Source organism: Luteolibacter luteus (assembly GCF_012913485.1).
Taxonomy (GTDB): Bacteria; Verrucomicrobiota; Verrucomicrobiia; order Verrucomicrobiales; family Akkermansiaceae; genus Haloferula; species Haloferula lutea.
The window spans coordinates 6,222,464-6,248,345 of the sequence record NZ_CP051774.1; the positions used below are offsets into that span (position 1 = coordinate 6,222,464).

The following is a 25,882-nucleotide window of genomic DNA, read 5'->3' on the forward strand; positions in this document are numbered from 1 at the left end:
CCGGAGCTCAGTCGCCGAGGCAGATGCCCACGGCCTTGGCGGCCTTGACCATTTCGCCATCGGGCTCGACGAGGCGGAGCTGGTTCACGGCTTCCTCGATCGGCACAGAGTCGACGTGGTAGGCTTGATAGCTGACCATGCGGCCGAAGCGGCCTTCCTCGGCCAGCTTCACGGCCATCACGCCGAAGCGGGTGCCAAGGATCCTGTCGAGCGCCGTCGGGGCACCACCGCGCTGGAGGTGACCGAGGGTGCAGGAGCGGGTTTCCTTGCCGGTGAGCGACTCGAGGCGGCGGGCGATGATGTCACCGATACCACCGAGGCGGACTTCGCCGCCAGCGTTCTCCGCGATGGTCGCGAGCTCGCCATCCGGCAGGTGCGCACCTTCCGCCACCACCACGAGCGTGCTGTGGTGACCTTGGGAATCCCGGTTCTTGATGAACTCCGCCACCTTCTCGGTATCAAAAGGAATTTCCGGAAGCAGGATCACGTCCGCACCACCGGCGATGCCACCCCAGAGGGCGATCCAGCCCGCGTGGCGGCCCATCACTTCCAGCACCATGATGCGCTTGTGGCTCTCCGCCGTGGTGTGCAGTCGATCAAGGCCATCGACCACCGTGCTCACGGCACTGTCGAAGCCGAAGGTCATCGCGGTCGCGCGAAGGTCGTTGTCGATGGTCTTCGGCACGCCGATGACCGGCCAGCCTTCACGGTAAAGCTGCAGGCCGGTGGTCAGGGAGCCGTCGCCGCCGACGATGACGAGCGCGCGGATCTCCAGCTGGTCCATGGTGCGCTTGGCCTTCGCCACGATATCAGCCGGCACTTCGGCGATGTCGCCCTTGCCGACCTTGGCGGCGAAGTGGCCCTTGTTGGTGGTGCCGAGAATGGTTCCGCCCAGTTTGAGGATCCCGAGGGTATCCTGTGGCTTCAGCACCTTGTAGTCGCCCGGCGGCAGCAAGCCTTCGAAGCCGTCCTTGAATCCGATCACCTCCCAGCCGAGCTGGCTGGCTGCTCCCACGACACCGTGGATCACTGCATTGAGTCCGGGGCAGTCGCCCCCGCTGTTAAGAATACCGATGCGCATCGCGAGTGGGTGTGGAGTGTTAAATTCGGTTCGATAAGTCAAAATCGCGCCATTTTTAGCGCGGGTTCGGAACGTCCAAGATTTCCTTGGCTTTATTCTCGATCGGAGCGCCCGCAGCGACCCATCGGTCGAAGGCCGCCCAGCCCGGATTGATGAAGCCTCGGGCGCGGTTGAAGCGGTCCGGATTATTGAGCACCACGATGATCAAGCGCCGTGGTGTGACAGCTTTTTCGCCGTCGGCTTTTTCGCGGACGAGCGGGTCGCGCTCGACGGAGACGCTCACGCAGGGACCTGCCGCACCGGTCGTGCCGGTCTTCAGGCCGAGGATGTTCGGCTCGCCGATGAGTTCGTTCGTGTTCTGGATCTTGTAGCCGCGCTTGCCGCCCGCGCCATTCACGGTGACCTGGCGTTCTTTCTGGCGGGAAATGAAGGTCACGCCCGGCTTGCGCATCGCATAGATGGAAAGCTTCGCGATGTCCGCGGCGGTGGAAGTGCAGCGCTGCTTGCCGACTTCCAAGCCGTGTGGATTGCCGAAGCGGGTCTTCAGCAGGCCGATCGCCTTGCCGAGTTCATTCATCTCCCCGACGAAGGCCGCGACCGGGTCACCGGTCTTGCCGCGGGCGCGCAGCATTTCGCCGCCCACGTAGTTGGCCACGGTCATGGCCGCGATGTTGTCCGAGCCGAGCATCGCGGAGTAAAGGGCATCGCGCACGCTCATGGAGTCCCCTACCTGAAGGTTCAGGGGATTCGGTCCGCCGATCGCGAGGGCCGCGGGTGGCACGGTGGCGGTCACTTGGCTGAGGTCGGTGCCGGTGGCATCCGCCCAATCGACCGCGATCACACAGGTGGCAATTTTGGTCAGACTCGCGACCGGACGCTGCACGACGGAATTCGCCGCCATCAGGACCTTTCCGGAGTTCGCCTCCACCACCATATAAGCTTCGCCCTGCTGGGCGGAGGCCACGGCGGAGAAAAGAGCAAGGATCGATAGGAAAAACGCGCGCATCATGGGCCGGGGCGGACTCTAGCTGTCCGGTCCCACGGGGCAAGCGGAGAACCGTCACAAACGCAGACGGGAGGAGGCCGAAAAATAATCACGAAAGCTCACTAAACTTATTTTGGGCAGCGGCAGTCAATGCGGTCCCGTTTCAAAAAACCATCCTGCCTACCTCCCGTGAAGCCCACGAACCCCCTTGTTGCCGGTCGTCCGGCACTCCTCTGCGCAGCGCTCGCCTGCACTCCCCTCGCCCACGCTGCGTCCACCTGGACCGGCGCTGTGGATAGCAATTACAACACCGCCGGAAACTGGAACCCCAACGGGACGCCAGCGGTCGGCACCGACGTCGAGATCCTTAGCGGCACGGCCAATGTCCCCAGTGGCAACTGGGACCGCCGCGGCGCCGGCTACACCACCATCGGCGGTACCGCCAATGTCACCCTGAATTCGGGAGGCCAAGGCCGCTTCCTGAATACGGGTGCTTTCAACATGAATGGCGGGACCTTCACCCACTCCGGCGAATACTTCATCGCCGGTGCCGGGGCGGTGGGCACCATCAATCAGAGCGGGGGCAGCATCAGCTCCACGCTGTCCCGCGGCTGGCAGCTCTCCGACAACAACATCAACCAATCCGGCAGCGCCTACTACCTTTCCGGCGGTCTCCTGAGCGTGACCTCCACCGCTACCTGGACGGACCTGCCGCTGCGCGGTGTCTGGTTCGGCAAGGGCGGTGAAACCGGCGGGAACAACTCGGCGGCCATCGGTTCGGCCACGGGAGATCTCTTCAAGGTCACCGGCGGCAGCGCGAACTTCACCAAGACCGGAGCGAACACCTCCGAGGTCCGCGTTTCCCGGAACTCCGGGATCGAGATCACCACCGGTTCGGTGTCCTTCAACAACTACACGGAGTTCCGCGTGGGTCAGGGTGCTTCAGGCGGCCTGAACTCCCGAGTGATCCTCACCGGCGGCACCCTCGATATCACGGGCGGCACCGCATTCTACCTCGGGGAAAGCGACAACGGGCTGCTGTCGATCAGCGGCGGCTCGATGACCCTCGATGGCCTGCTTTCGCTGGGCCGCAGCACCTTCACGGGGGTCGGCACGGTGAATCTCTCCGGTGGCACCCTCTCGGTGGATAGCCTGGTGAATGGAAACGGCCTCGGCGTCTTCAATTTCACCGGCGGCCGTCTCTATGTGGACGGCGATGCCACCGCCCTGCTCAACGAGTCTTGGTTCAACAAGGTCCAGGATACCACCGCGACCTTCGACGGCACCCGCACGCTGATCGTGCCGGAGCCATCGTTCGGGATTCTCCTGCTGGGCACTGCCGGAATTCTTGGGATCCGCCGGCGGCGCTGACGGCCAGCAAGGACAGGGGGCCGCGGGCATTTCCAAATTGGGGGAGATGCCTGCGGATTCCCCATAAGTTCCTGGAATCGCTCCGTTTGCCCTCGTTCCCGCATTTTTTCCAGGGACGAGGGCTTCTTCTTGGGCGGGATGCGTGATTGGATCGGGGGTTCTCGGTCCCCTTTCCCTGCCCGGAGATCCTCCCAGACTTTCTGGGATCCCGCCTTGCCATGGGGCCCCCATTCCCGTAAACTGCCCTGCGTCAGGCAGATCCGGGGTCTTTATCCGGCTGCCCGCCGCCGGCCAAAACGCTGATTTTGGCAGCAGCGCTCCGCTTGGGCGGGGCGCAATCGGACTCCGGCGGACGCGGGAACACCGCGGAAAAGCCTGCCAAACCGGGCCCAGCGCGCGATAACCGCCAGTCCCGGGTCTTTTGGATCTCCGCCCGTCCCGCTTTGAGCGGCGGATTTCCCCGGCACCATAAAACCGGAGGCCCGGACCGGCAGGTCGAGCCCGCAGCCCCGCCCGATCGCGGGCGGCTGCCAGCCGTCGCATGCCCGGCCCGATAACCGAAAGCAAAACATGTCCAACGCCACACCTGATACCAGAGGCGCCGGAGGAGAACGCCGCAGAAATCGCTCCCGTGGAGGGAGAGGCCGGAATCGCAACCGGACCAAGAACGGCGGCAACGACGAAGGTAGCAACAGCAACCAACACAACAACCACAACCGCTCCCAGCACCAGGGCGGCCGCCAGAACCGCGAAGACCGCGGCCCGCGCCCGCCACGCAAGGAGTACAAGCCCGCTCCGCTGACCCTGTGGCAGAAGATCCTCAAGATCTTCGGCCTCTACAAGGAGCCCGTCCGTCCGCCGCGTCCGGCGAAGAAAGAAAGCGTGAGGTTCGAAGAAGGACCGCCACGCGAAGTGAAGTCGAATACCCGCAACGCCCGCCAAGGTGAACAACGGGAGCCGCGCGAACCGCGTGAACCACGCGAACGCCGCAGCCCCGAGAAGACCGAAGTGGGAAGCCAGCGGATCTACCTCGGCAACCTGTCCTACGATGCCAGCGAAGAAGATCTGAAGGATCTCTTCAAGGGCGTGGGCACCGTCCGTAACGTCGAGATCGTCTACAACCGCCGCACCCACAAGTCGAAGGGCTACGGCTTTGTCGACATGCTGAATGTCGAGGAAGCCAAGCGTGCCGTGGAAGTCCTCCACGACCAGTTCTTCATGGGCCGCAAGCTCGTGGTGAGCGGAGCCAAGACCAAGGAGCACGAAGATGCCGTGAAGGAAGAGACCGTCGAAGCGGCACCTGCTGCCCCTTCCGCGCCGTCTGCTCCTGCCGCGCCCTCCAACGAATCGGAGCCTGCCGCCTGAGCAGCTCCCGACTGAAGATCATTCCCGGCCCCGTCCGCTCACCGCGGACGGGGCTTTTTTGTTGGGGGAAAAATCATCAGGCGGGCTGGCCTGCGCGGTGAGACATGGAAAGGGAAAGCGGTCCCCCCTTTGGACTTGGAAAGCGGTGCCCTCAGAACTCCAGCTCGTACACCGGCACGGAATTCATTTCCCCGTCTTCCAGCCGCACGCCCACGTCTCCGTTCCGGTAAACCTTCACCACTTCCACCTTGGAGTCCGAGTCCATCAGGTAGGCCTCGCAGCCGACGACAAGCTCGGTGACCAGATCGCCCGCCGTCCATTCCCAGCGCTTCCTGGCGAGGCCGAACTCATCCGCAGTCTGCTCCGTGAATGCCTCCAGCGCCGCGATCTCGAGGCTCCTCTCCGCTCCCTCCTGCGGGTGCTTCGGGAGCCCGATCACCCGCGTCGGGGGCAGGGCGAGGAGATAGGCGATCGCATCGCTGCGAGTGTCGAAATGGCCGGGCTGCGGGTCCATGGGTGTGGCTGCGACAGAGGCCTACATGCCCCTTTCCCCTGATCAACCCGGGACCGCCCGTGCCATGTGACACAGTTGGAACATAGGTCCGCGTTGCCGCGGCGGAAGGCCTCGGGACGCCCCGGGGCAGGATTGAGGATGAGTGATTTCCCCGATTCTTCTCCCTCGCCTTGACATTCCGTCCGTGCTAGGAATCGCCCGGCAGTCGTCCGGAGGTCCCACCCTCCGGGCAAATTCACCCCCCTGCTGTTCCCCTGATTCCCCCTCACCCATGTACCGTTCATCCCTGTCTTTTCTCGCCCTTTCCGCCGCCCTCCTCCTCCCTGCCCAAGCTGGCATCCAATTCGTCCCCGAGTTCGAAGCCGGTAGCAAATGGTTCACCGAAAGCTGGTCCGCTGGGGCCCGCACGGAGATGGTGGCCTTCCTCAATGACGTCGGCGCCTTGTTCAACAGCGACGCCACGGCTCGCGTCCGCATCACCGACGATGCCGTCGCGAACACCTATGCCTCCGCTGGCAGCAGCTGGGCCGATTGGTATCAAGACCCTGCGACCGGAAATGTCGTCCGCGCGCCGGGCCTGTGGCTGATCGTCGTGAAAGGGATCACCAATCCCGCTGCGGCTTCCGACGTCACGATCAACTGGAACCTCGACGTGGCGACCCTCTACGGGGGCAACTCCGCGAGCCTCATTTCGAATATCCGTGGCCTGGGCCGGCATGAGATGCATCATGCCTTCGGCTGCGCCAGCCAAGTCTTCTTCTCCTCGAACGACGACACGCGGGGTGAGCTGACCCTGGCCTCGGTGGCGGACCTGCTTTACCGGGACTCCAATGGCCAGCCGGTGCTGGGAAACTTCAATCCCGCGAACTTCGGCTACACGATCAACAATTTCCCGCTGCCCGCCAACTGGACAACGACCTTCCAAACCGGCCTCTATTTCGAGGCCCGCGATCGCCAAGGCCGGGTGGTCCCGATGGCTCCGATCGCCTTCAAGGACAGCAATACCAACGTCAGCTACATCGATTTCAGCCACATCAAGGGAATCGCTTATGCGAATGATCACCCGACCTGGAGCACCTACGTCGATACGGACCTGAATTTCCTGCGGGCGATGGGTTATCCCCTGATGGCGGATTCCGCGCTGCTCCAGCAACCCGCGAAGATCACCAGCTTCAACGCCGGCACGAACCAGGCGACGGTGAACTTCGAGACCCAAGTCGGGAAACATTACCGCTTGGCCACCTCGACCGACCTCCAGCATTGGCAAGTGCTGCCAACCGGCATGCCGGGCACCGGGGCCGTACTGGATTTCAGCTACCCGATCAATAAGACCGTGGATCCGAAGCGCTTCTTCCAAGTGGTGGAGGTGTCGGAATAAAGGGCGGCCCGAGAAAACATTCGCATCCCTTTCCCGCCTATCGGAAAAGGCGCGCGTGATCTTGCCTCCGCCCGAGCAGCTTTTCTTCGTCTGCGGTCCCACCGCCGCGGGCAAGAGCGCGCGTGCGCTGGAGCTGGCTGCGGAGTTGGACGGGGAGATCGTGAATGCCGATGCCTTCCAGCTCTATCGTGGCGTGGAGGTGCTCACTGCGGCCCCTCCGCAGGAGGACCTCGGCAAGGCACCGCACCATCTCTACGGGGTGCTTTCCCCCGCGGAGCCGGTCGATGCCATGGCCTGGCTGCGCATGGTGCTACCGGTCATCGACGAGTTGCTATCGCGGGGCAAGACGCCGGTCATCACGGGAGGTTCCGGGCTTTACCTGAAGTTCCTCTCGCATGGTCCCTCTCCTCTGCCGCCCGGTGATCCGGTGCTGAGGGAAGAGCTGGAGGCACTAAGCCTGACCGAACTGGTGAGCCGTTTGCAGGCGGTCGATCCGGTGGAGGCGGCGCGCACGGATCTCAACAACCGCCGCTATGTTTCGCGGGCGCTCGAGGTATGCATCCTCGCAGGCGTGCCTTGTTCGAGCCTGCGCGATGATTGGGAGCAGGCTAGCGCCGCGCGCGAGTCGAAGCTGCGTGGCGAGTTGGTGCTGCGTGACCGGCCGGCGCTTCATGAGCGGATCGCGAAGCGGACACGTGCGATGCTGAAGGGCGGCGCGATCGAGGAAGTCGCCGCTCTAACAGATGCAGCACCCGGGCTGGAGAAGGCCATCGGGCTTGGGGAAATCCGGCGTCATCTCGCGGGCGAGATCGACCTGGTGGAGTGTGAGGAATTGATCAATGCCGCGACGCGCCAGTATGCGAAACGGCAGGAGACGTGGTTCCGCCGCGAGAAGTGGTTGAAGAGCGAGTGAAGGATCCGGGCCGCCGTTGGAGACGAAAGTCCCGGTTCGCGGAGTTTTCCCGGTAACACTCCTTCAACCATGAAGATAAATCGCAGCCATGGGATCCTCCTTGCCCTGATCATGATTCCTGCGGTGGGAATCTGGGCTTATCGCGAGAAAAATTCGGCCTCTACGAAGACCGGTATGCAGGTTGAATCCGCCGAGTCCGCAGAGGGCAAGGTATCGGACCGTGGTGGGCCGCGCCCGAGCAAAAAGGAGATCAGGGACAAGGCGAAAGCCTGGCAACAGCGGCTGCTGGAGGATCATCCCGAGATGGCACTGAGCGCCCGACAAGTGGCGGCGGAGGACAATGGCTATCTCCAGTGGCTTGCGTTCATTGAGGAATGCCGGGCGAATGGAAAGATGGTCGGAAACTCCTTCGCGTTACCCGAGGACATCAAGGGCATCATTGAAGGGGATAAGCCATGGGATGCTGCGCGAGTCGGCAAGTGGCTCGATGCGAATCAAGAGCTATTGGACAAGATCATCGCCTTGGGCCTGCTTCCGGATCATTCGACGACTGGCATCGATAGCGCACGCCTCGCGGAGAACCAGCAGTTCGCCGGCAATTTGGCACCCCTGCTCCTGGCCTATGCCCGGCATGCACTGGATCAGGGAAACGGGGCGGATGCCATCGAAGCACTGCAATCGTTGATCGGCAGCGCGAGGCATCTGGAAGACGTCGAGACACCCACCTATCTCGCGATGGTGTCTGCCGCAGGGACCCGTGCGAGAATCCTGGATTTCATGGTTGGGGATGCGATTGCGGACGCGGATGCCGCGACCTTGCAACAGTTCCGCAAGTTGATCTCCGATGATCCGCAGGTTCCAGGCTCCTTCGGGCTTTTCGCCCGGGGCGATTGGCAAATCATGTCGGAGAACTATCTGCTCCCCACCCTGCTGGGAGGAGATCGGTTGATCAGCGACGTCCCTCCCAGCTTCCTGAAACAGCCGGAACTGATCGCCGAAAGCTACACGAGGGCTTCATCGGAACTCGCACAGCATTGGGACAAGGCGAGCCTCCGGGACATGCTCGCGCCGCCGCCCGATGTCACAGTGGCTCTGCCGCTCGGACTTAGCGCGGAGGATCAGGAGCACTTCAGGATGCTCACCCACGGACTGATCGAGGGGGTCGCGAAAGGCTGGGCGCTCCAACAGATCGAAAAGGTCATGACGGATGCGGCGCTGGCAATCGCGCTTGGTGAAGAGCCTCCGGTCGAGCCGGTCAGCGGGAAGCCCTTTGTGATTGGAGAAGGCGGGATCTTGAAGCTTCCCGATGATCCGGTGTTTTCGGATGCGAAGCTGGAAGGACTGCGGATTCCCAAGAGGAAGAACTGAGGGCTGGCGGGTTATTCGACGAATGGGGAGACGCGAGAACGTAGGGGCGTCCCTCGCCCCCCTTCAGGGTGCGGTCGCTTTCCCGTGGCTACCCAGGGTTGCGCGCTGCGCGCTTACCCTGGGCTATCTCCCTACCGCCCCGTTGGGGCTCGAAAGAGGATTTGGTGTGCGCTTGCCTTGGGCGATCTCCCTACCTCCCCGTTGGGGCTCGAAAGAGGATGTGGTGCGCGCTTGCCTTGGGCTATCTCCCGGTGGCCCGTTGGGGCTCCAAAAGGGATGTGGTGCAGCGCTTACCCTGGGCTATCTCCCGGTCGCCTCGTTAGGGGCCGAGAGGAGGCCTCACTGCCAGTGCCAGCGGATCTCTTGGACCACGTCCGGGTGCAGGCTCTGGTGGACGGGGCAGCCATTGCCGGTGGCTTCGAGGAGCTTGCGCTCCGGATGATCGGCGGGAAGCGGCACTTCGATGTCGACTTCCAGCTTCGCGATGCGGCGCGGGGTGTCGGTGGACATGTGCTTCTTCACGGTGACCTTCATGCCTTCCAGCGGGATCTCCTTCCGCTTCGCGACGATGCCCATCACGGTGGCCATGCAGACGCCCAGCGCGGTGGCGACGAGGTCGGTGGGCGAAAAGGATTCGCCGCGGCCGTTGTTATCCACCGGGGCGTCGGTCTCCAGCACGGTTTGCGAAGGTCCGTGGATGGCGCGGCAGTGAAGGTCGCCCTGATAGTCGATCTTGATCTCAACCATTGTCGTCGTCGTTGATTTCGTTCGGCGCTGTTTCCTGCTTCGGCGTATCCTTGGCAAGCACGATGCGGAAGCCGGAGAGAATATCCCGGAACTCCATGCCGCGGACTTCCTTCGGCTGCGGGTTCCGGTAGCCGGTGTAAAGGTTCGCCTTCAGGTAGGTGTTCCAGGCCCCGCCGCGCAGCACGCCGTAGCGGGTCAGCGAGATGCTACTATAGTCATCGGAGACCCATTCGTTCACGTTCCCGGCCAGATCGTAGAGACCCAGCTTGTTCGGCGCGAAATTCCCCACCGGCGCAGTCGCCTCGAAGCCATCGTCATAGCCCGCGATGATGCGATCCGAGGAAATCCCCGGCATCTTCGTGGCCGCGCTATCCGCGAAGTTTCCGACCTTGTCCGGCAGCTGCGGCGGCGGCCACTCGATGCCCCAGGGGAAGACCTTCTCGATCTGCTGCTCGCGCTTCGCGGGCGAGGCATCCGGATCCTCGATCGTCCCGGCCAGCAGGCTCCACTCCAGGTCGGTCGGCAGGCGATAAACGTGCACGCTGCTGATGCGCTCCTGCTTGATCTCGCGGGCGGTGAGCCATTTGCAAAAGCGCTCCGCATCCTCGCGGGAAACGTTCACCACCGGATGTTCCGGCCCTTGGATCAGGCCTTCCGGGGGATAGCGCACCGCATGCGACTCGGGGTCGGCCAGGTAGGCATCATAGTCCTTCACCCGGGTCTCCCAGATGCAGGCCATGAACTCGCGGTCCACCGGCACGAAGCGCATGCCCAGGCCGTTCTCCCAAGGGCGGTCCATCACCACGCTGTTGTTCAGCTCCAGCTTCAGCTTCAGCGGAAGGATCTGTCCGGGTGACAGCGTGACCTCCTCTGTCAGCGGCTTGTAGCCTTCCAGCACCACCAGCAGCTCGGTTTTCCCCGGCTTCAGCGAGCCGATGGTCAGCATGCCATTGGTCTTCCCGGCGGAGTTGTTGAAGGTCGAGTCGGAGGCCTTCACGAAGATCTCCGCGCCTGCCGGCTCCGTATCCAGATGGATCGTCGCGAAATCAATGGTCTGCACCCAGCAGCGGAAGGGGCGCATGCCTTGCTGCTTCGCGCGCTCGCTCATGCCGGGATGGTTGAAGCCCTCGTCCATCAGGGGCACTACATCGTACTGGTCCGTCAGGTAGCCTCCCTCGATCCCCTTTGTGGCGAGCCAGTAGCAGAAGGCCTGCGCCTCGCCCTTGCTGGTGAGCGCGATCTTCCGTTTGACGTTGTTAGGCTCGTCGACCTCGACGAACTCCGCGACATCGGCCGGCGGCTGTTTCTCCGCGCGATACTTCTCCCACTCCTCCGCGCCGACATACCTGTCGCTCTCATGGCCCTTCTCCAGTGGCCGGTAGCGTTGTCCCAGGTGGTCCTGCCACATGAGCGCGGGCAGCGGCGGGGCGTCCACCTTCAGCTCCACGTTCTTGATCTCCGTCTCCGTGGCGGCGGACTCCGGTACCACGAAGCTGAGATACTCGGTGCGGAAGCCTTCCTTCTCGATCCGGAAAGTCACTGGCTTCCCGACCGGCACATTGAGTGCCTCGGTGGGTGTATCGGAAGGCGACAAGCGGCCGGACTCATCGTAGACCTTCGCGCCCGGCGAGTTGGTGAGGATCTTGATGGAGCCCCATTCCTCCTTCGCGGGTCCGGGGTTCTGCTGTTTCTGCGGGATGCCCTGCGGGCCGAAGTTATCCATCAGCGCATTCCACGCGCTGCCCTTGAAAGATTCCCATGCGCCGAAGACCAGCACCGCGCTGGTGAGAAGCGTGGCGATCAGGGCGCCCACCGGACGGCGGCGGCGGCGGCGCTTGCCCTCCTGCAGCCAGCGCAAGGCATCGGCAAGATCGCCCGCGCTGGAGATGCGGCGCTTCGAAAGCTGCGGCTCGCAGATATCACAGATGATCTGGTTCAGCGCCTGCCAGCGTTTCCGCTCCGGGCCGGTCGGCAGGTCATCCGGCAGCTCCGGGAAGTCCATGCGGTCCTTTCCGCTGGCGATCTCGTAGAGCACCTTTCCGAGGCTATACACGTCCGCCTGGGCGGATCCCGGGCCTTCCGGCGGGACGAAGCCTTCCGTGCCGACGAAGGTCCGCTGCCCGCGTGCGGCCACCAGGCCGATGTCCGCGAGCTTCGCCTTCCCCGCCACGAAGATGACGTTCGCCGGCTTCACGTCGCGGTGAGCCAGGCCATTGTCATGGAGGTGGCGGAGGGCCTCGGCGAGACGCACGCCCACATCGATGCAGAAGTCCGTCTCCAGCCGCTGGCCGGGCGTGCGCTTGAAATCGCTGCGCAGGGTGCGTGCCTCGTATTCGATGGGATTGATATCCCGCCCGGCGATCACGTCGTCGCCGAGCTCCATCACATAGTAGTAGAAGGAGACCTGGTCCGGGCTGCGGCCGACGTGGAGGATATTTACCATCCCCGGGTGATCCCGGGAAATCGGCTCGAACTTGAGGATGCCCTCGAACTCGCGCTCGAAGCTCCGCTCGTCATCGAAGTCTTCCCGGTAGACCACCTTCACGGCACGCAAGGCGCCGGTGACGCCGCGTGCCATCCACACTTCGCCATAGGCGCCGCCGCCCACTTTCCGCAGGACCTCATGGTCAGGTATGACCGGATCCGGGCGCGGACTACTCGTCGACATCCTCCTCCAAGCGGGCGAGTTCCTTTTTCAATACGGCACCCACGCGGTGCTTCGCCAGATACACCTGTGCCATGCTTACGTTCAGCTGATCCTGCACCTTCTTGGCATCCCACTGGCGGACCACGTAGCAATCGAAAATCTGATACTGCTTGGGAGAGACCTGAGCCTTCACACGGGCTAAAGCGGCGTCGGCGACATTCTTTTTCCATTCCACATCCCAGAGGCGGGCCAGCAGGTCGCCCTTCGGGTCCTCGAAGCGATCGATCACCGCGGTCTTGCGGTCATCCTCCCATTCGCCGCCGGTCATGGCAGTGTCCTTCTTCCGCTTGCGGAACTGGTCGTTGATCCGCCAGCGGGTCATGTTCATGAGCCATGTTTTGAAGGAGCCTTGCTCGGGATCGTAAAGCTTCTTTTTGCTCTGCTTGGCGATGGAAAGGACGGTCTCCTGCACGCAATCGTGCGCCTCGTCCGGACGCAGTCCGGCCTTGATGGCCACGGCGTAAATCAGGCGCCAGTAGGTCTGATAGAATTCATCCCAGGTCTTCTGGTCCTCCCAATTGTCCAGCCGTGCGATAAGGCTCTTGCGGGTCTTTTCGTAGGCTGCTGCGAGCACCTGATCGCGCTCCTTGTCGTACTCTTGGTCGGACATCGGCTCCCCCTTACCATACCCGTGCAAGGGTGTCTTTCACGGAGTTTTGCAAGTCCCGTGGTTCCAACGAAAAAAATTTACGAGGTCGAGATATTTAAGAAAAGCGAACTAACAAGGTTCGCATTTACAACGAGCGTTTCTGCGGCATAGCCTCTGCTGCTGTTTGTTACTTTCTCCCTTCCGGAAATCCCCCTTCCCGGAACACCCACGGAGCAGGTCCCCCCATGCCCAGCCCCCCCGAAACCAATCCCTCACGCCAAGTCGAGAGGATCCGAGAGATCCTTGTCGGTCGACAGATGGAGAGCGTGGAACGTCGCCTGGAGCGGCTTGAGGCGAATTTGCGCCCATTGCCCACGGTTGCGAACGAAGACGTGTTTGAAATCCGCTTGGCGAACTTCGAGCAACGCCATGACCTGAAGCTTCAAGAGCTCCGGGATGAGATCGATGTCGAGCGCGCGCGCCGGGTCGAGGAGACCCATCGTCTGGCCACCCAGATCCAAGCCGCCGCGCGGAACCGCTCCGACAATGGCGTGGAAGCGCAGGCCGTGCTGGAACAGCGGATCACGCTGTGGCTGGAGCACTGGAATACCGGCTTCCGCCAGCACCTGCAGGAGCGCGAGCAATACCTCATCGGCGAGCTCCGCGGGGAACTCGAGAAGACCCGCGCCTGGGTCCGCGAGAAACTGGAGGGCAAGGATCAGGAGGGCTCGCTGCAAAAGCGGCTCCAAGCGTCCTTCGCCCAACTGGCCGAGGCTGCCCGCGCGATCGCCGATGCGGCTGAACTTCACATCGGAAAACCCACGGGAGGTGCCGCATGACCAGCATACTTCCCCCCCTGCCCCTTCCCTTTCCGCCCTCGCTGATGCAGTCCGAGGAAAGCTCCATCCCGGTGGGAAATCTCCCCGTCTCCGGTGGCACGACGCCAGCGCGGGAGCAGCGGCCCTTCTCGCTGCCACCGCTGGGAAGCTACGCACCGCTGCCCAAGCGGGAGGCTCATCATCCCGAGCGCAAGCCATCCCATCCTCCGGGAGCACCGAAGCCGCCCGCCACGCCGGAGCAGCCGGACTTCACCGATGCCGATCTGGCCGCGGCGATCCTGCCGCTGGTGCCTGCCGGGCTTTCCTCGACGGGCTTTCAGGATGATCCGGCCTTCGAAGCGATCCTCCGTGCGACCTTCCGCCGCGCGCTGGCCGAGCATCAATCCGGGCCCTTCCAGGATCCGGACTTCGCGCACCGCATGCTGTGGCGTTTCCAGGCGCTTTTCAGCAGCCGCAGCTATGAGGAGGTGCTGGCTGACAAGATCCGCCGCTTCCACGTGGAGGAGGTGTATCTCTTGGATCGCGATCGCCTTTCGCTGGTCTCCTATGCCAGTACGGACCCCGTGCGGCACGCCCATGCTCGGAAGGTGGGCTCCTTCGCCCGCCAGCTGGCGCTGCGTGTGAAGGATGAGAGCGGCGTCCTGCAGATCGGGTTCGAACTCGGGGAAGGCCGCCGCACCGTGGTGCGCCCGGGCCACTTCTGCTACCTCGTGGCAGTGGTCCGCGGGGAGATCAATGATCTGGTAAAGGCCGACCTCGATTTCGCGCTGCGCCGGATCGAGAGCCGCTACCGCAGCCCCTTCGTGCAGGGCCAGCCGCTCCTGAAGGAGCTGCAGCCGGTGCTGGAAGAGTGCCTGCTGATCCACTCGCCGGCCGCGCCCGCGGGAAATTGAAATAGGTCCGGTGACCATCACGGGATCCGTCCTGCGCCTTCCGCCTCCCGTATTCCGCCTTGCAACTCTGGTACTCATCCCTTGACCGTAAGGTCGCTGATCCCTACGCATCCCCCCACAACACATGGGATTTGAAACTCTAGGCCTCTCCGAAGCCGTCCTCGAAGCCGTCACGGAGTCGGGCTATGACAACCCGACGCCGATCCAGGCACAGGCGATTCCCCTGATCCTCGAAGGTCGGGATGTAATCGGCGCCTCGCAGACCGGCACGGGGAAGACCGCGGCCTTCGCGCTGCCCTCGCTCAGCAAGCTGAAGCCGATCGGCAAGCCGCAGATCCTGGTCCTGGAGCCAACCCGCGAGCTCGCCCACCAGGTGGCGGAGCAATTCGAGAAATACGGCAAGCACACGGGCCTGAAGGTCGCGCTGCTCTATGGCGGCGTGGGCTACGGCGAGCAATCGAAGGCTCTCCAGCAAGGTGCCGACGTCGTGGTGGCCACGCCCGGACGTCTCGTGGACCATTTCTACCGCGCCACCATGCGCTTCAACGAGGTGCAGATCCTGATCCTCGATGAAGTGGACCGCATGCTGGACATGGGCTTCCTGCCGCAGGTGCGGAAGATCGTGAATCTCTGCCCGTGGGAAGGACGCCAGACGCTGTTCTTCTCCGCCACCATGCCGCCGGCGATCCAGACCTTCGCCCAGTGGTGTCTGACGAATCCGGTGAGCGTGGAGATCGCCCGCCGCGCCGTGGCTTCCACGGTGACGCACGCTTTCTATCCGGTCTCCATGGACCAGCGCGATGAGCTGCTGCTGGCCCTGCTGGAGCAGACCGACTATCACTCGGTGATGATCTTCACCCGCACCCGCAAGGAGGCGGACCAAGTCTGCGAGCTGATCAAGCGCGAGGGCAAGCAGCCGAAGGTGGCCGCGATGCACTCCGACATCAGCCAGGTGGACCGCATGAAGGCGCTCGCCGGCTTCAAGAGCGGTGACTACGAGGTGCTGGTGGCAACGGACGTGGCCGCGCGCGGCATCGACATCTCCGGCGTCTCCCACGTGATCAACTACCGCGTCCCGGAAAATGCCGAGGACTACGTGCACCGCATCGGTCGTACCGGTCGTGCCGAAGCCGAGGGCGATGCCTTCACGCTGCTCACCGCGGATGAGCTGGAGTATGCGAAGTCGGTGGAAGTCTTCATCGACAAGAAGATCGATCGCAAGAAGCTGGAGAACTTCGACTACATCTACACCGCGCTGCTCGACGATTCCCCGTCGAAGCCGATCCGCAAGAAGCCGATGGGCGGCAAGAAGAAGCGGAGGTAGTTCTAACACCTCCCTGCCGTGATCTTATTCCGGGACAAGGATTTCGAGGATGCGCTCGCGAGTCCCGATGCCTTGGAGAAGCGTCTGGTGGACTTGAGAAAGCAGCGGAAGCTCGCCTACGGGACATGCATCCTGCTGATGGTGTCCCTCTTCATCATGGCATTCGCATGGCTGGCGATCATCGGTCGCACGGGCGGGAAACAGCCGCCTTTCTCGCCGGTGTTACCCCTATTGCTCGTGGTGATGATCCAGCAGATGGCTTCGGCGCTCTCGGCCCAGAGTGATATCCGGGCTTTGATGACGTTCCGGAAACTGTCCGGTCAGCAGGCACGGGACTAAGGATCTCCCCTGCCATGTTCCAAGCCAAGGACGAGAAGTTCACCGCCGAGCTGCGGAATCCGGATTCGGTCGAGCGCCGGTTGAGGCGGCTGGCCTCGATACGAGCGATCTTCACCTTCGGTGCCTCGGGCATGAGCCTGATCTTGTTCATCCTGTTCTTCAGCGGGCTGCTGGTTGATCCGGCAACCAGCAGCACTGCTTTGGTGGGCTTCACGATGATGATCTTCATCGCGCTGGGGCAGATGGTTTATGCCGGGCTCGCTCATTCCGAGATCCGCACGATCCTTGCCTTCAAAACATTGATGGAGTCGAAGGAACCATGATCGGGCTGAGCGGCGGAAAACCGGCGTTGCCTACCGCTTGAAAACCGGCAATATTCATCCATGGCGGTAGCGCTTGATCTCAAAGGGATGAGCACGACGGAGAAGCTCCGGCTGATGGAAGATCTCTGGCAGGATCTGTCGGCGAAAGAAGAGGAGCTGGCTTCCCCTTCATGGCATGGCGAAGTTCTCACAGAACGGGAGAGGTTGACCGACTCCGGTGAAGAGAAGTTCATCAGCTGGGAAGCCGCCAAGAAGCAGCTTCGTGACGAATTGCCGTGAGGATTTCGATCCAGCCCTCCGCACTCCGCGATTTGAGGGAGGGGTTTGACTTTTACGAACAGACCGAGGCGGGTCTAGGCGACTACTTCCTTGATTCGCTTTCTTCCGATATTGAATCGCTCCGGCTTTACGCGGGAATCCACTCGGTTCACTTTGGCCGTTTTCACCGGCTTTTATCGAAACGCTTTCCTTATGCGGTCTACTATCAGGTTGAGAATGACGAGATCTTGATCCGCGCCATTTTGGATTTGCGCCGTGATCCCCGCTGGATCGTCCGCAAACTCAAGGGCCTACCCCTTTCCTCATGAGAGTCCTCGCCATTGATCCTGCCATCCGCAATACCGGCTATGCCGTGGTGGAGGGTGCGGGCCGTGAGGCGAAGGCCCTGGCCTATGATGTGATTTCGATCCCGGATCGCTTGCCGCAATCCGCCGCGCTGGCTGCAGTGCGGATGCACCTGCACCACATCATCGAGCAGCACCAGCCGGATGAAGTGGCGGTGGAAGGGATCATCTATGTGCAGTCGCACCGCACCGCGATCTCGATGGGTGCCGCGCGTGCCGCCGCTCTCATCGCCGCGGCCGATGCCGGGCTCTGCGTGTATGAATACGCGCCGATGAAGGTGAAGATGGCTGTCGTCGGAAAAGGCAAGGCGGACAAGCAGCAGGTGGCCTTCATGGTGCGCGCGCTGTTAGGCCTGGCCGAAACGCCACCGCATGATGCCGCGGATGCCCTGGCGATCGGGCTGGCGCATTTGCAGGCCTCCGATCCGCTGAAGGCGAAGGTGCTGGAGAGACGGCAGGTCTAGGGATGGAGTCCGGCCTTGGCCGAATCATATCAAATCCATCTCTTGTTACAAAATTGCCCCAGACCGCAAAAGGGGAGAAATCAGCCATTTGACGGGGAAATCACCGGCAATTACCCATAACTTCTCCACGACCCGGCTCGACATCGGACTTGATATTCCATATTTCCGGAGCAGTTTGCCGCCCGGCATCCACCCACCCCTTCCATTCATGCTCCGCCCACTCCTTGCTACCCTCGGCCTCGCGGCCACCGCGCTCACGGCCGATGCGGCCCAGATCATTTTCACCATCACCGGCACTGTCGTCAGCAGCACGGTCGATGGCTACGCTACCAATGACCAGATCACCCTGACCTTTATCGCGAACGATGAGGTGCCCACCGTCTTCGACGATATCGGCGTCCTCGAATGGTATGAGGAGAACGTGAACGAACCGGAGGTTTTCTCCAGCGTGACCTTCTCCGGTGCCTCCGGAACCTGGACAAGGCCTACGAACGTCAATTCGTCTCCGGAGAGCCAGATCAGTATCTTTGACAACACCAACGACGACCTCGTGCTCGCCGCCTTTGCCGACATCACCGATGACCCGGACGCCCGGAACGGCCTCAGCATCGGCTCGGAACCGGTGAAGGGAATCGTTTTCCAAAGCCGCGTGCTCAACTCTCCCTTCAGCCTGCTTTCGGAAGATCCAGTGAATATCGGCGACTATTTCGCGAGCTACCTCGGCGAATACCAGCTCACGGATCCCGGCTCTCCCAGCTACATCGAAATGATCAACGGCGAATCGATTACCTTCAACGCGACCGATCTCGTCATCGCCCAAGTACCGGAGCCTTCCGCACCCATCCTAGCGCTCGGCGCTGCGGGTGCCGGCCTGCTGCGCCGCCGCAGGAAGTAAGCCTTCTTTTTCCAAGTAAGGTGGAGGGATCCACCGGAATACCAAGGCCCCCGATTTTCCAGACATCGGGGGCTTTCCTTTTGTCCGGGTGGTCCACGCGGTCCGGGAAGGAAAACCGCGCTACGGTCTTGCTTCCGGGGTATCCCGCGGTACGAAGCCCTGCGCCGACGATGAAGACGATCCGCCTGGGCAAGAACATCTCCTACGAAGACGGGCTGAAGCAGCAGGATGCCGCCGTAGAAGACATCCTCGAGCGCGGCGGCAAGGAGCTGCTGTTCTTGTTAGAGCACGCACCTGTTTACACCATCGGCCGGCTGCGAGACCAATCGTCGCTGCGCGATGCCACCCTGCTCCCTGCGGCGGTCCATGAGACGAACCGCGGCGGCCAGGCGACCTATCACGGTCCGGGGCAATTGGTCGGCTATCCCATTCTCGATCTCCGCGAGCGGAATCGCGATCTGCACGCGCATCTCCGCAATCTGGAGGAGGCGCTCATCCTCACCTGCCGGGATTTCGGCATCCCTGCCGGTCGCCGCGATGGCCTGACGGGCGTGTGGGTGGAGAACCGCAAGCTCGCCTCGATCGGTGTGGGTGTCCGGAAATGGATCTCCATGCATGGCTTCGCGATCAATGTGACCGCGGAGTGCCTGCTGCCCTTCTTCGCCATCACGCCCTGCGGGATCGATGGCGTGGTGATGAGCTGCGTGGCCCAAGAAGCAGGCCGGGAGATCTCGGTGGAGGAATTCGCCGACGCCTTCGAGCCGCATTTCGCGAAGCTCTTCGCGCGATAACCGGGCTCCGCCCAATCGAGGCGAACAGGGAAAAGGACTTGCCATACCGGGTATGGGTGCCATACCGTGTATGGCATGAAAATGACCATGCACATCGACGAGGCGCTCCTCAAGCGGGTCATGGACACCTACGAGCTGGAGACGAAGACCGACGCGGTCGAGTTCGCCCTCAGGGAGTTGGACCGAAAGGCGCGCCTGAAGAAATTCATGAAGGACGGCCTCGGCCTCACGCCGGAGGAGCTGAAGGACGCCGTGTATCCCGGCTACAGCCCGGACGAACTCCCCAGCGCGAAGGTCGCCGAAGATACCCTGCCCTATGGAAGCCCTCGTCCTGATTGATTCCAATATCTACATCGGCTGCCTCAATGCGGGGCTGGACCCGGTGAGGGAAATCACGCGCCGCGTGTCGCTCGATGACATCGCCTGCTGCGGCGTGGTGAAGGCGGAGGTCCTGCGCGGCATCCGCGGGCCGAAGCAGCGCGAGCGCTTCGAGGAATTCTTCGGCGTGACCCAGATGATCGGCACGCCAGCCAGCCTGTGGGATGAAGCCTGGCACCTCGCCTGGAAGCTGGACCGCCAGGGCAAGATCCTGCCGCTGCAAGACATCGTCATCGCCTGCTGCGCCCTGCGTGCGGGAGCGGTGGTGATGACGAGGGACAAGCACTTCCGGGGGATCCCGGAGTTGCGGGTCATCGATCTTTAAGAGAGAAGCGGACGATACGGGATGTCCTTCACATCCCCGCCCCCCTTCTCCTCATGAAGCGATCCCTCCACCGCTCGATCACCTTTTGGTCCGGCATCTTCGTGATGCTCTTCATCCTGTGTGCATGGTGGGATTCCACGCGCACCCGCGGCACGATAGCCGCGCTGCCCTATCTCTTCACGGATATCAGCAGTGCCCTCGTGATCCAGCGCTTCGAGATCAGCAGCCCTTCAACGGGTACCGGCAAGAGGCTCATGGGAAGCGTCAAGATCTCCGAGGGCAAGCGGGAGTCTCTCCATCGCCTGCCCGATCTGGACTATCCCTTGATGCCGCCGCTCGAGTTCATGCGCGGAGGACAGCGGGGCTTCGAGGACATGGATCCTAGCTACGGAAAGATGTCCTACCACCAGCTTTCCTACCGGATGATGGAGCGCCGCCCTCCGGAGGAGTGGCTTCTGGTCCTCCCCTACTGGGTGCTGCTCGTGGCGGTGATTCCGGTCTGGCTTTGCCTGATGGTCGCCCGGGAATGGTGGCGGAGAAAGAGAGCCGAGAAATCCGGGCTGGCTTTCCACCGCAGCCGCTGCTTCTGGGCGGGTGCCCTTGCGACTGGTGTGCTTCTCGTGTCCTGGTGGGACTCGCTGGGCTCAAGCACCTGGGCAGGTGCCGGGAAATACTATATTGGCAGTAGTTCGGGATTTGTCTCGGTCCGCCGTTCCGGAGGATCTCCCGGGACGGGCGCGCCAGCGGCTGAAAAGCCCTTCTTCCAAGGCGGCCGGGACCTGATCTACCCGGTGGAATCGGTCCGCGCCAGTGCCAGCCTGCGCTTTCTCCGCGGACGCGGGCTGGAAGGCAGCCCGTTCTCGGAGGCTCCGCGGGCGACCTATGAGGAGAACGCCGTGCGTATCATCGACCATGCGCCGCGGGAAGACTGGGCAGCATTTCTCCCGCACTGGTTTCTCCTCGCCGCGACCGTGATCCCTTGGACAGGGATCATGATCTGGCGGACAAGCAGGCAGAAGACGGGGAACCCGGAGACCGGGGCTCTCCCGGAAATCATGCCAGGTTCGTGAAGACCACCTGCACGTCGTCGTCGTCCTCGATCTTCTCGAGGATCGCTTCGACTTCGGTCATCTGATCTTCCGTCAGCTCGATCGGCTGGGTCGGGATGCGCTCGAGCCCGGCCTTTTTCACCGGGATGCCGAGCTTTTCAAATCCGGCGGTGAGGCTGGAAAAGCTGGCGTATTCGCCGATCGCGCGGGCGATGCCATCTTCGACATCGAGTTCTTCCAAGCCGGCATCGATCAATTCGAGCTCCAACTCTTCGAGATTCGTCTCGGGCGTGACTTCGAATTCCACCACGGCCTTGCGGGTGAACATGAAATCGAGCTGGCCGCTATTCACGATCTGGCCGCCGTTCTTGTTGAAGATGGTCTTCATGTTCACCACGGAGCGGTTCGTATTGTCCGTGGCGCACTCGATGTAGAAGAGCGAGCCGTGCGGCCCCTTGCCCTCATAGGCCACTTCCACGATGTCCGCGGCATCCTTGCCAGCGGCGCGCTTGATGGCGGCCTCGATCTTGTCCTTCGGCAGGTTCTGACCCTTCGCGTTGGCGATGGCGAGACGCAGGGGCGCATTTGCCGCCGGGTCAGGTCCTCCGTTCTTGGCGGCCATGGTGATCGATTTGGCGAGCTTGGGGAAGACGCGGGACATGGTGTCCCAGCGGGCTTCCTTGGCTCGGCGGCGGCATTCAAAGGCGCGTCCCATAGTCGTCGTGAGTGAAATTCGTGGCTGGCGGAATTTGAGGCGGATCAGGCCGGACGGGCAAGCGGAGAGTGTCTGCAAAGGTAGGGACACGCGCCCTCGCTGGTCCGGAGCGGTCCCTCGTTGTCACGCCGCACCCGCGGTCGGCCGGGGGGGGCGTTCGTCCCCGCCGGCTCAACCGTCCCCGCGCCGCGTTCCGATTTTCCCCTCCTCCGGTTGACTCCCCTTCTTCCCTGCCTAAGCTCCCCTGTCATGTCGAAGAGCCAGCGGCTTTCAAACGCCTGCCAGACCGGTCGCGGGATTGCGATCGGTTGCAGTCGTGCCGTGCACCGTCTGACGGCCTTCCGGAATTGACCGGGCCGCTTCCTTGAAGCGGGAGCCTTTTTCCCGAAGCGGCCTCTTCCCCGCCCTCAGATCGTCCTGAGATCGCCAACTCGCGCGTCCATTTTTCCGGGCGTGTGGCACCCCATTTATTTTCCAAGATCATGAACACCACTCTCGTTCGCGAGGCAGACTCGCGCCCACAACAGACCGATAAGCCGACCTCCATCCCGGTGCGGGCGACCTTCAAGTCCGGCCGTGCCGTTATTCTCGAAACCACGATTCCCTTCCCCGCTGCACCGAGCCTCGGCCAGGACTTCGATATCAATCGCCTCCCGGCAACGGACCAAGCCCAGCTGGATTCCTTCTCCCGCCGCGGTTACCTTTACAAGATCGGCAGCGGCAAGGATGGCGTGCCCGAAGTCGAAATCGCCGTGGAAGCCGCGGCCTCCCACTCGGAGCTCAAGCTGAACTCCGCACGGATCCCGCACAGCCACCGCGCCGCAGTCGCCGAGTTCCTGGAGCGCGAGCTGGGATCCTTCTCCGTCGCATGGGAACTCGATCATGCCGCGCCCCTGGTGATCGCCAAGGAGCCTTCCGGTGCCAGCCCATCGGCAGAGACCCTGGGCGAAGGCATCCAATCCGTCATCGCCTGTCCGATGAATGCGGGATGACCCGCAAAAAAAGCATGGCCGCCGGGGTGCGTTCCGGCGGCCATGCCGACTTCAACGTGTGATCCTTCGTGACTAGGCGAGTTTCATCGGCATCGCTCTCAATCGCTCCTTCTTCGCTTCGAAAATCGCGGAGCCGATCGCCGGCGCGATGGCCATGATCGGGCACTCCCCGGCACCCGCGGAAGGAAGGTCCGTGCGATTCACCAGCACCGTCTCGATCGGTGGCACGTCCGAGAAACGCGGGACACGATACTTCGAAAACGCGGGATTCAGGATCTTTCCGTCCGCGAATTGGATCGCCTCGAACAAGGCACCGCCGAGCCCCATCACGATGCTGCCTTCCACCTGATTCTTCAGGTGCGTCGGGTTCACGATCGCGCCGCACTCGAAGGCCGCGACGATGCGCTTCACCTTCACGGTCTTGCCGCGGAGTTCGATCTCCACGCAGTTCGCGATGTAGCCGCCCTTATCAATGCCGCAGGCGATCCCGCAGTGGCCCTTTCGATTGCTCCAGCCGAAGCTTTTCGCCGCGGCTTCCAGCACCGCGCGCAGGCGCTCATCCTTCAGGTTCTTCAAGCGAAACTCCAGGGGATCGATCCCCGCCGCAGCCGCCAGTTCATCCATCGCGGATTCACGTGCGAAGCCATTCGCCGCTGCCGCGAGCCCGCGATATGAGCCCTGCCGCAGCGGTGACTTGCTGCCATGGCTGCGCACGAATTTCGCAGGCACCTCATAGGGTGTCTCGATCGCCGCGCCGCCGGAGTTGTGATTGTGGAATTCCCAAGCGGTGAGCTTGCCATCGGCATCGACTCCCGCCTTCACCTCGATCACGCCCGCGGGGCGGAAGTAGGCCCACCAGAACTCCTCCTCGCGCGTCCACGAAAGCTTCACCGGCTTGCCCGCCGCCTTCGCGAGCCGGGCAGCTTCCACCGCGGCCTCGCCGCTGTGCTTGCCACCGTAGCCGGAGCCGGTGTCCGGCACGATCACCCGCACCTTTTCCGGTGGCAGGGAGAAAGCGCTGACCAACTCGTCCTTCACGCCGAAGGGCCGCTGCGTGCCGGTCCACACCGTCACCTTGCCATCCTGCCACTCGGCCACGCCGGCACGTGTCTCCAGCGGACAGTGGGCGATGTATTCCACGGTGTAAGCCTGCTCGAGCTTGTGGGCGGAGCTGGCCAGGGCGTCATCGATCTTCCTGCCATCGTCACCGCGGTTGAAGTTGTTCTTCAGCACTTGCCAGAGCTCCTTGTTAGAGGGGCCCTCGCCGCCTTCCCACTCGGCTTTCAGCAGGCCGATCGCCTGTGTCGCGACGGCTGGATTCGGTGCCGTGACACCCACGAAATCGCCATCGCGCACCACGGTCACCCCCGGAAGCGTCTTCGCCTGAGCATCGTCCAGCGACTTGAGTTTCGCTCCGTAGGCTGGCGCGCGGAGCACCTTCCCGTGCACGAGTCCCGGTCTCTGGATGTCGGTGGTGTAGTGATGCCTGCCGGTGACGAAGTTCTTTCCATCCACCTTGGGCACCGAGGTTCCGGCGACCCTCCATTCCGCCGCAGGCCTCAGTTTGGTCTCGTCGGTGACGACCGCCGAGAGCTGCTTTCCTTTCAGCAGCTCGGCGAAGCTCGCGATCTGGGCACCTCCACTGGAATGCTCCATCTGCCAGATCACCTCGCCATCCTGGAGGATGAGATTCTGCTCCTGTGTGCCAAACCGTTCCACCGCAAGCCTCACCAATTCCTGCCGCGCGGCCGCAGCCACCTTCCGCAGATGCAGCGCCATGTCCGGCGTGCTGCGGCTGCCAAAGGTGCCCATGTCAAAGGGCACGAGATCCGTGTCCGCCATCACCATCTGGATCGACGGAATGCGGACCGGCAGCTCCTCCGCCACGGCTTGGGCCAGGGAGGTGCGGATGTTTTGACCCACCTCCGTTTTTCCCGTGAAAACTCTCACTGTCCCATTTTCCCCAATGTGTATCCACGCGCTGACCTCCATCGGCCTCGCGGGTCCGCCACGACGCCCGCGGCGCTCCTGCGCATTCACGGGCTCCGCCATGTAGGCGACGAAGAGCCCGCCACCGAGCAGCTTGAAGAAATGGCGGCGATCCATCTGCGGTGCTTCGCTGGTCTTCATTGCGGGTTCTTGGCGAGAGTTTCGGAGGCGCGCTTCACGGCACTGCGGATGTTGTTATAGACCCCACAGCGGCAGATGTTCCCGTCCATCGCGGCGAGGAATTGCTCCTCAGTCGGGGTCGGATGCTGTTCCAACAAGGCTACCGCGGACAGGATCATGCCGCAGGTGCAGTAGCCGCACTGCATGGCATCGGCCTCGAGGAAGGCCTGCTGGACCGGGTGGAGCTTTCCATCCTGCTCCAGCCCCTCGACGGTGCGGATCTTTGCCTCGCCCACCGCACTTGCGGGCATCGAGCAGGAGCGCACCGGCTTGCCATCCACCAATACGGTGCAGGCACCGCATTGGCCCTCCCCGCAGCCCGGCTTGCATCCGGTAAGGCCCAGATCGTCGCGCAGGACGCTGAGCAGGATTCGCTCGCCATCCGCCTCCAGGGCGGCATCGCGGCCATTCACGTGAAGTCGGGTAATGGTGGCCATGGGGTTTTGAGGAGTAATGAGCTTCTTTCCGGGAATACGGGGCTCAGGTCGAAGCCTGAGAGCACGGAGGGGGGTGTGGCATTCCCGGAGAATCAGGAGAGACGCGATTTCCACTCTCCTTTTTTCAGCGAGGGTCGGACGCCCCCGGCCGACCGCGTATGGGGCGTGACGACAAGGAACGATTCGCGGACAAGCGGGGGCGCTTGTCCTCTACCCTCTGCGCTCCCATCAGCTCAGGTCATTCCTTGTCCTGACCAAGCTCGCCCCGAAGCTTCATTCGAGCCTTTTGAACCCGCGAGCGGTCACAG

At 62.8% G+C, this 25,882-nt stretch carries 28 protein-coding genes; 19 read left to right on the forward strand and 9 right to left on the reverse strand.

What is annotated here, in order from left to right; genetic code table 11:
* Nucleotides 1–7: 7 nt before the first annotated feature.
* Entirely contained in the window at nucleotides 8–1,081 is a 1,074-nt protein-coding gene (locus HHL09_RS25535) for a 6-phosphofructokinase (protein WP_169457484.1), read from the reverse strand.
* Between the two features lie 55 nt (nucleotides 1,082–1,136).
* Nucleotides 1,137–2,090 carry a D-alanyl-D-alanine carboxypeptidase family protein gene (locus tag HHL09_RS25540; RefSeq protein ID WP_169457485.1) on the reverse strand — a complete coding sequence of 318 codons (954 nt, stop codon included), beginning with the start codon at nucleotides 2,088–2,090 and terminating at the stop codon, nucleotides 1,137–1,139.
* A 165-nt stretch (nucleotides 2,091–2,255) separates the two neighbouring features.
* On the opposite strand from HHL09_RS25540, the gene HHL09_RS25545 reads away from it, so the two are divergent.
* Together HHL09_RS25545 and HHL09_RS25550 are read left to right on the forward strand one after the other, a co-directional pair.
* On the forward strand, nucleotides 2,256–3,437 hold the full coding sequence (locus HHL09_RS25545; protein ID WP_169457486.1) for an autotransporter outer membrane beta-barrel domain-containing protein: 1,182 nt from the start codon (nucleotides 2,256–2,258) through the stop codon (nucleotides 3,435–3,437).
* A gap of 570 nt (nucleotides 3,438–4,007) precedes the next feature.
* The gene (locus tag HHL09_RS25550) at nucleotides 4,008–4,802 is read left to right on the forward strand and encodes an RNA recognition motif domain-containing protein (RefSeq protein WP_169457487.1); all 795 of its coding nucleotides are present in this window, start codon (nucleotides 4,008–4,010) and stop codon (nucleotides 4,800–4,802) included.
* A 151-nt stretch (nucleotides 4,803–4,953) separates the two neighbouring features.
* Here the strand turns inward: HHL09_RS25550 and HHL09_RS25555 are convergent, their stop codons facing one another.
* Complete coding sequence (locus HHL09_RS25555) at nucleotides 4,954–5,316, reverse strand: hypothetical protein (protein WP_169457488.1); 363 nt, start codon at nucleotides 5,314–5,316, stop codon at nucleotides 4,954–4,956.
* A gap of 271 nt (nucleotides 5,317–5,587) precedes the next feature.
* Here HHL09_RS25555 and HHL09_RS25560 point away from each other — a divergent pair, with 271 nt between their 5' ends.
* The 3 genes from HHL09_RS25560 (at nucleotide 5,588) to HHL09_RS25570 (ending at nucleotide 8,975) form a co-directional block, all read left to right on the forward strand.
* Entirely contained in the window at nucleotides 5,588–6,694 is a 1,107-nt protein-coding gene (locus HHL09_RS25560) for a hypothetical protein (protein WP_169457489.1), read from the forward strand.
* Between the two features lie 55 nt (nucleotides 6,695–6,749).
* Nucleotides 6,750–7,607, forward strand: coding sequence for a tRNA (adenosine(37)-N6)-dimethylallyltransferase MiaA (gene miaA, locus HHL09_RS25565; RefSeq protein ID WP_169457490.1), 858 nt, complete (start codon nucleotides 6,750–6,752; stop codon nucleotides 7,605–7,607).
* 69 nt (nucleotides 7,608–7,676) lie between these two features.
* Nucleotides 7,677–8,975, forward strand: coding sequence for a hypothetical protein (locus HHL09_RS25570; protein WP_169457491.1), 1,299 nt, complete (start codon nucleotides 7,677–7,679; stop codon nucleotides 8,973–8,975).
* Nucleotides 8,976–9,314: 339 nt separating this feature from the next.
* Here HHL09_RS25570 and HHL09_RS25575 read toward each other — a convergent pair whose 3' ends face one another.
* The 3 genes from HHL09_RS25575 to HHL09_RS25585 are packed head-to-tail and all read right to left on the reverse strand — an operon-like array spanning nucleotide 9,315 to nucleotide 13,039.
* The gene (locus HHL09_RS25575) at nucleotides 9,315–9,722 is read right to left on the reverse strand and encodes an OsmC family protein (protein ID WP_169457492.1); all 408 of its coding nucleotides are present in this window, start codon (nucleotides 9,720–9,722) and stop codon (nucleotides 9,315–9,317) included.
* Nucleotides 9,715–12,390, reverse strand: coding sequence for an SUMF1/EgtB/PvdO family nonheme iron enzyme (locus HHL09_RS25580; protein WP_169457493.1), 2,676 nt, complete (start codon nucleotides 12,388–12,390; stop codon nucleotides 9,715–9,717). Before HHL09_RS25580 ends, HHL09_RS25575 begins: the two co-directional genes overlap by 8 nt.
* Nucleotides 12,377–13,039, reverse strand: coding sequence for an RNA polymerase sigma factor (locus tag HHL09_RS25585; protein ID WP_169457494.1), 663 nt, complete (start codon nucleotides 13,037–13,039; stop codon nucleotides 12,377–12,379). The genes HHL09_RS25580 and HHL09_RS25585 overlap by 14 nt, the downstream gene beginning before the upstream one ends.
* A 224-nt stretch (nucleotides 13,040–13,263) precedes the next feature.
* Between HHL09_RS25585 and HHL09_RS25590 the strand changes: the two genes are divergently transcribed.
* The 13 genes from HHL09_RS25590 to HHL09_RS25650 all read left to right on the forward strand — a co-directional run bounded on the left by HHL09_RS25590 (nucleotide 13,264) and on the right by HHL09_RS25650 (nucleotide 21,282).
* Nucleotides 13,264–13,857, forward strand: a complete 594-nt coding sequence (locus tag HHL09_RS25590; RefSeq protein WP_169457495.1) for a hypothetical protein — start codon at nucleotides 13,264–13,266, stop codon at nucleotides 13,855–13,857.
* Nucleotides 13,854–14,750 (forward strand): hypothetical protein, encoded by an 897-nt coding sequence (locus HHL09_RS25595; protein ID WP_169457496.1) that lies wholly within the window; start codon nucleotides 13,854–13,856, stop codon nucleotides 14,748–14,750. The genes HHL09_RS25590 and HHL09_RS25595 overlap by 4 nt, the downstream gene beginning before the upstream one ends.
* Before the next feature lie 124 nt (nucleotides 14,751–14,874).
* A complete protein-coding gene (locus HHL09_RS25600) occupies nucleotides 14,875–16,074 on the forward strand; it encodes a DEAD/DEAH box helicase (protein WP_169457497.1) in 1,200 nt (399 codons plus the stop codon).
* 18 nt (nucleotides 16,075–16,092) lie between these two features.
* Nucleotides 16,093–16,413, forward strand: coding sequence for a hypothetical protein (locus HHL09_RS25605; protein WP_169457498.1), 321 nt, complete (start codon nucleotides 16,093–16,095; stop codon nucleotides 16,411–16,413).
* Between the two features lie 14 nt (nucleotides 16,414–16,427).
* Nucleotides 16,428–16,736 carry a hypothetical protein gene (locus HHL09_RS25610; RefSeq protein WP_169457499.1) on the forward strand — a complete coding sequence of 103 codons (309 nt, stop codon included), beginning with the start codon at nucleotides 16,428–16,430 and terminating at the stop codon, nucleotides 16,734–16,736.
* Between the two features lie 60 nt (nucleotides 16,737–16,796).
* Nucleotides 16,797–17,015: an addiction module protein gene (locus HHL09_RS25615; protein ID WP_169457500.1), complete on the forward strand. Its 219-nt coding sequence runs from the start codon at nucleotides 16,797–16,799 to the stop codon at nucleotides 17,013–17,015.
* Nucleotides 17,012–17,323, forward strand: a complete 312-nt coding sequence (locus tag HHL09_RS26795; RefSeq protein WP_169457501.1) for a type II toxin-antitoxin system RelE/ParE family toxin — start codon at nucleotides 17,012–17,014, stop codon at nucleotides 17,321–17,323. The genes HHL09_RS25615 and HHL09_RS26795 overlap by 4 nt, the downstream gene beginning before the upstream one ends.
* Nucleotides 17,320–17,823: a crossover junction endodeoxyribonuclease RuvC gene (gene ruvC / locus HHL09_RS25625; protein WP_169457502.1), complete on the forward strand. Its 504-nt coding sequence runs from the start codon at nucleotides 17,320–17,322 to the stop codon at nucleotides 17,821–17,823. The genes HHL09_RS26795 and ruvC overlap by 4 nt, the downstream gene beginning before the upstream one ends.
* A 208-nt stretch (nucleotides 17,824–18,031) precedes the next feature.
* Nucleotides 18,032–18,718 (forward strand): PEP-CTERM sorting domain-containing protein, encoded by a 687-nt coding sequence (locus tag HHL09_RS25630; RefSeq protein WP_169457503.1) that lies wholly within the window; start codon nucleotides 18,032–18,034, stop codon nucleotides 18,716–18,718.
* 170 nt (nucleotides 18,719–18,888) lie between these two features.
* Nucleotides 18,889–19,509, forward strand: coding sequence for a lipoyl(octanoyl) transferase LipB (lipB, locus tag HHL09_RS25635; protein ID WP_169457504.1), 621 nt, complete (start codon nucleotides 18,889–18,891; stop codon nucleotides 19,507–19,509).
* Between the two features lie 75 nt (nucleotides 19,510–19,584).
* A complete protein-coding gene (locus HHL09_RS25640; RefSeq protein WP_169457505.1) occupies nucleotides 19,585–19,848 on the forward strand; it encodes a type II toxin-antitoxin system VapB family antitoxin in 264 nt (87 codons plus the stop codon).
* Entirely contained in the window at nucleotides 19,826–20,212 is a 387-nt protein-coding gene (locus HHL09_RS25645; protein ID WP_169457506.1) for a PIN domain-containing protein, read from the forward strand. The genes HHL09_RS25640 and HHL09_RS25645 overlap by 23 nt, the downstream gene beginning before the upstream one ends.
* A 53-nt stretch (nucleotides 20,213–20,265) precedes the next feature.
* Nucleotides 20,266–21,282, forward strand: coding sequence for a hypothetical protein (locus tag HHL09_RS25650; protein ID WP_169457507.1), 1,017 nt, complete (start codon nucleotides 20,266–20,268; stop codon nucleotides 21,280–21,282).
* Here HHL09_RS25650 and HHL09_RS25655 read toward each other — a convergent pair.
* Complete coding sequence (locus tag HHL09_RS25655) at nucleotides 21,266–21,976, reverse strand: YebC/PmpR family DNA-binding transcriptional regulator (RefSeq protein ID WP_169457508.1); 711 nt, start codon at nucleotides 21,974–21,976, stop codon at nucleotides 21,266–21,268. The two genes, HHL09_RS25650 and HHL09_RS25655, sit on opposite strands and share 17 nt — an antisense overlap.
* 482 nt (nucleotides 21,977–22,458) lie before the next feature.
* Between HHL09_RS25655 and HHL09_RS25660 the strand changes: the two genes are divergently transcribed.
* A complete protein-coding gene (locus tag HHL09_RS25660; RefSeq protein WP_169457509.1) occupies nucleotides 22,459–22,968 on the forward strand; it encodes a hypothetical protein in 510 nt (169 codons plus the stop codon).
* A gap of 72 nt (nucleotides 22,969–23,040) precedes the next feature.
* Here HHL09_RS25660 and HHL09_RS25665 read toward each other — a convergent pair whose 3' ends face one another.
* Nucleotides 23,041–25,098: a xanthine dehydrogenase family protein molybdopterin-binding subunit gene (locus tag HHL09_RS25665; protein ID WP_205760944.1), complete on the reverse strand. Its 2,058-nt coding sequence runs from the start codon at nucleotides 25,096–25,098 to the stop codon at nucleotides 23,041–23,043.
* Nucleotides 25,095–25,574, reverse strand: a complete 480-nt coding sequence (locus HHL09_RS25670) for a (2Fe-2S)-binding protein (protein WP_169457510.1) — start codon at nucleotides 25,572–25,574, stop codon at nucleotides 25,095–25,097. The genes HHL09_RS25665 and HHL09_RS25670 overlap by 4 nt, the downstream gene beginning before the upstream one ends.
* Nucleotides 25,575–25,882 lie beyond the last annotated feature (308 nt).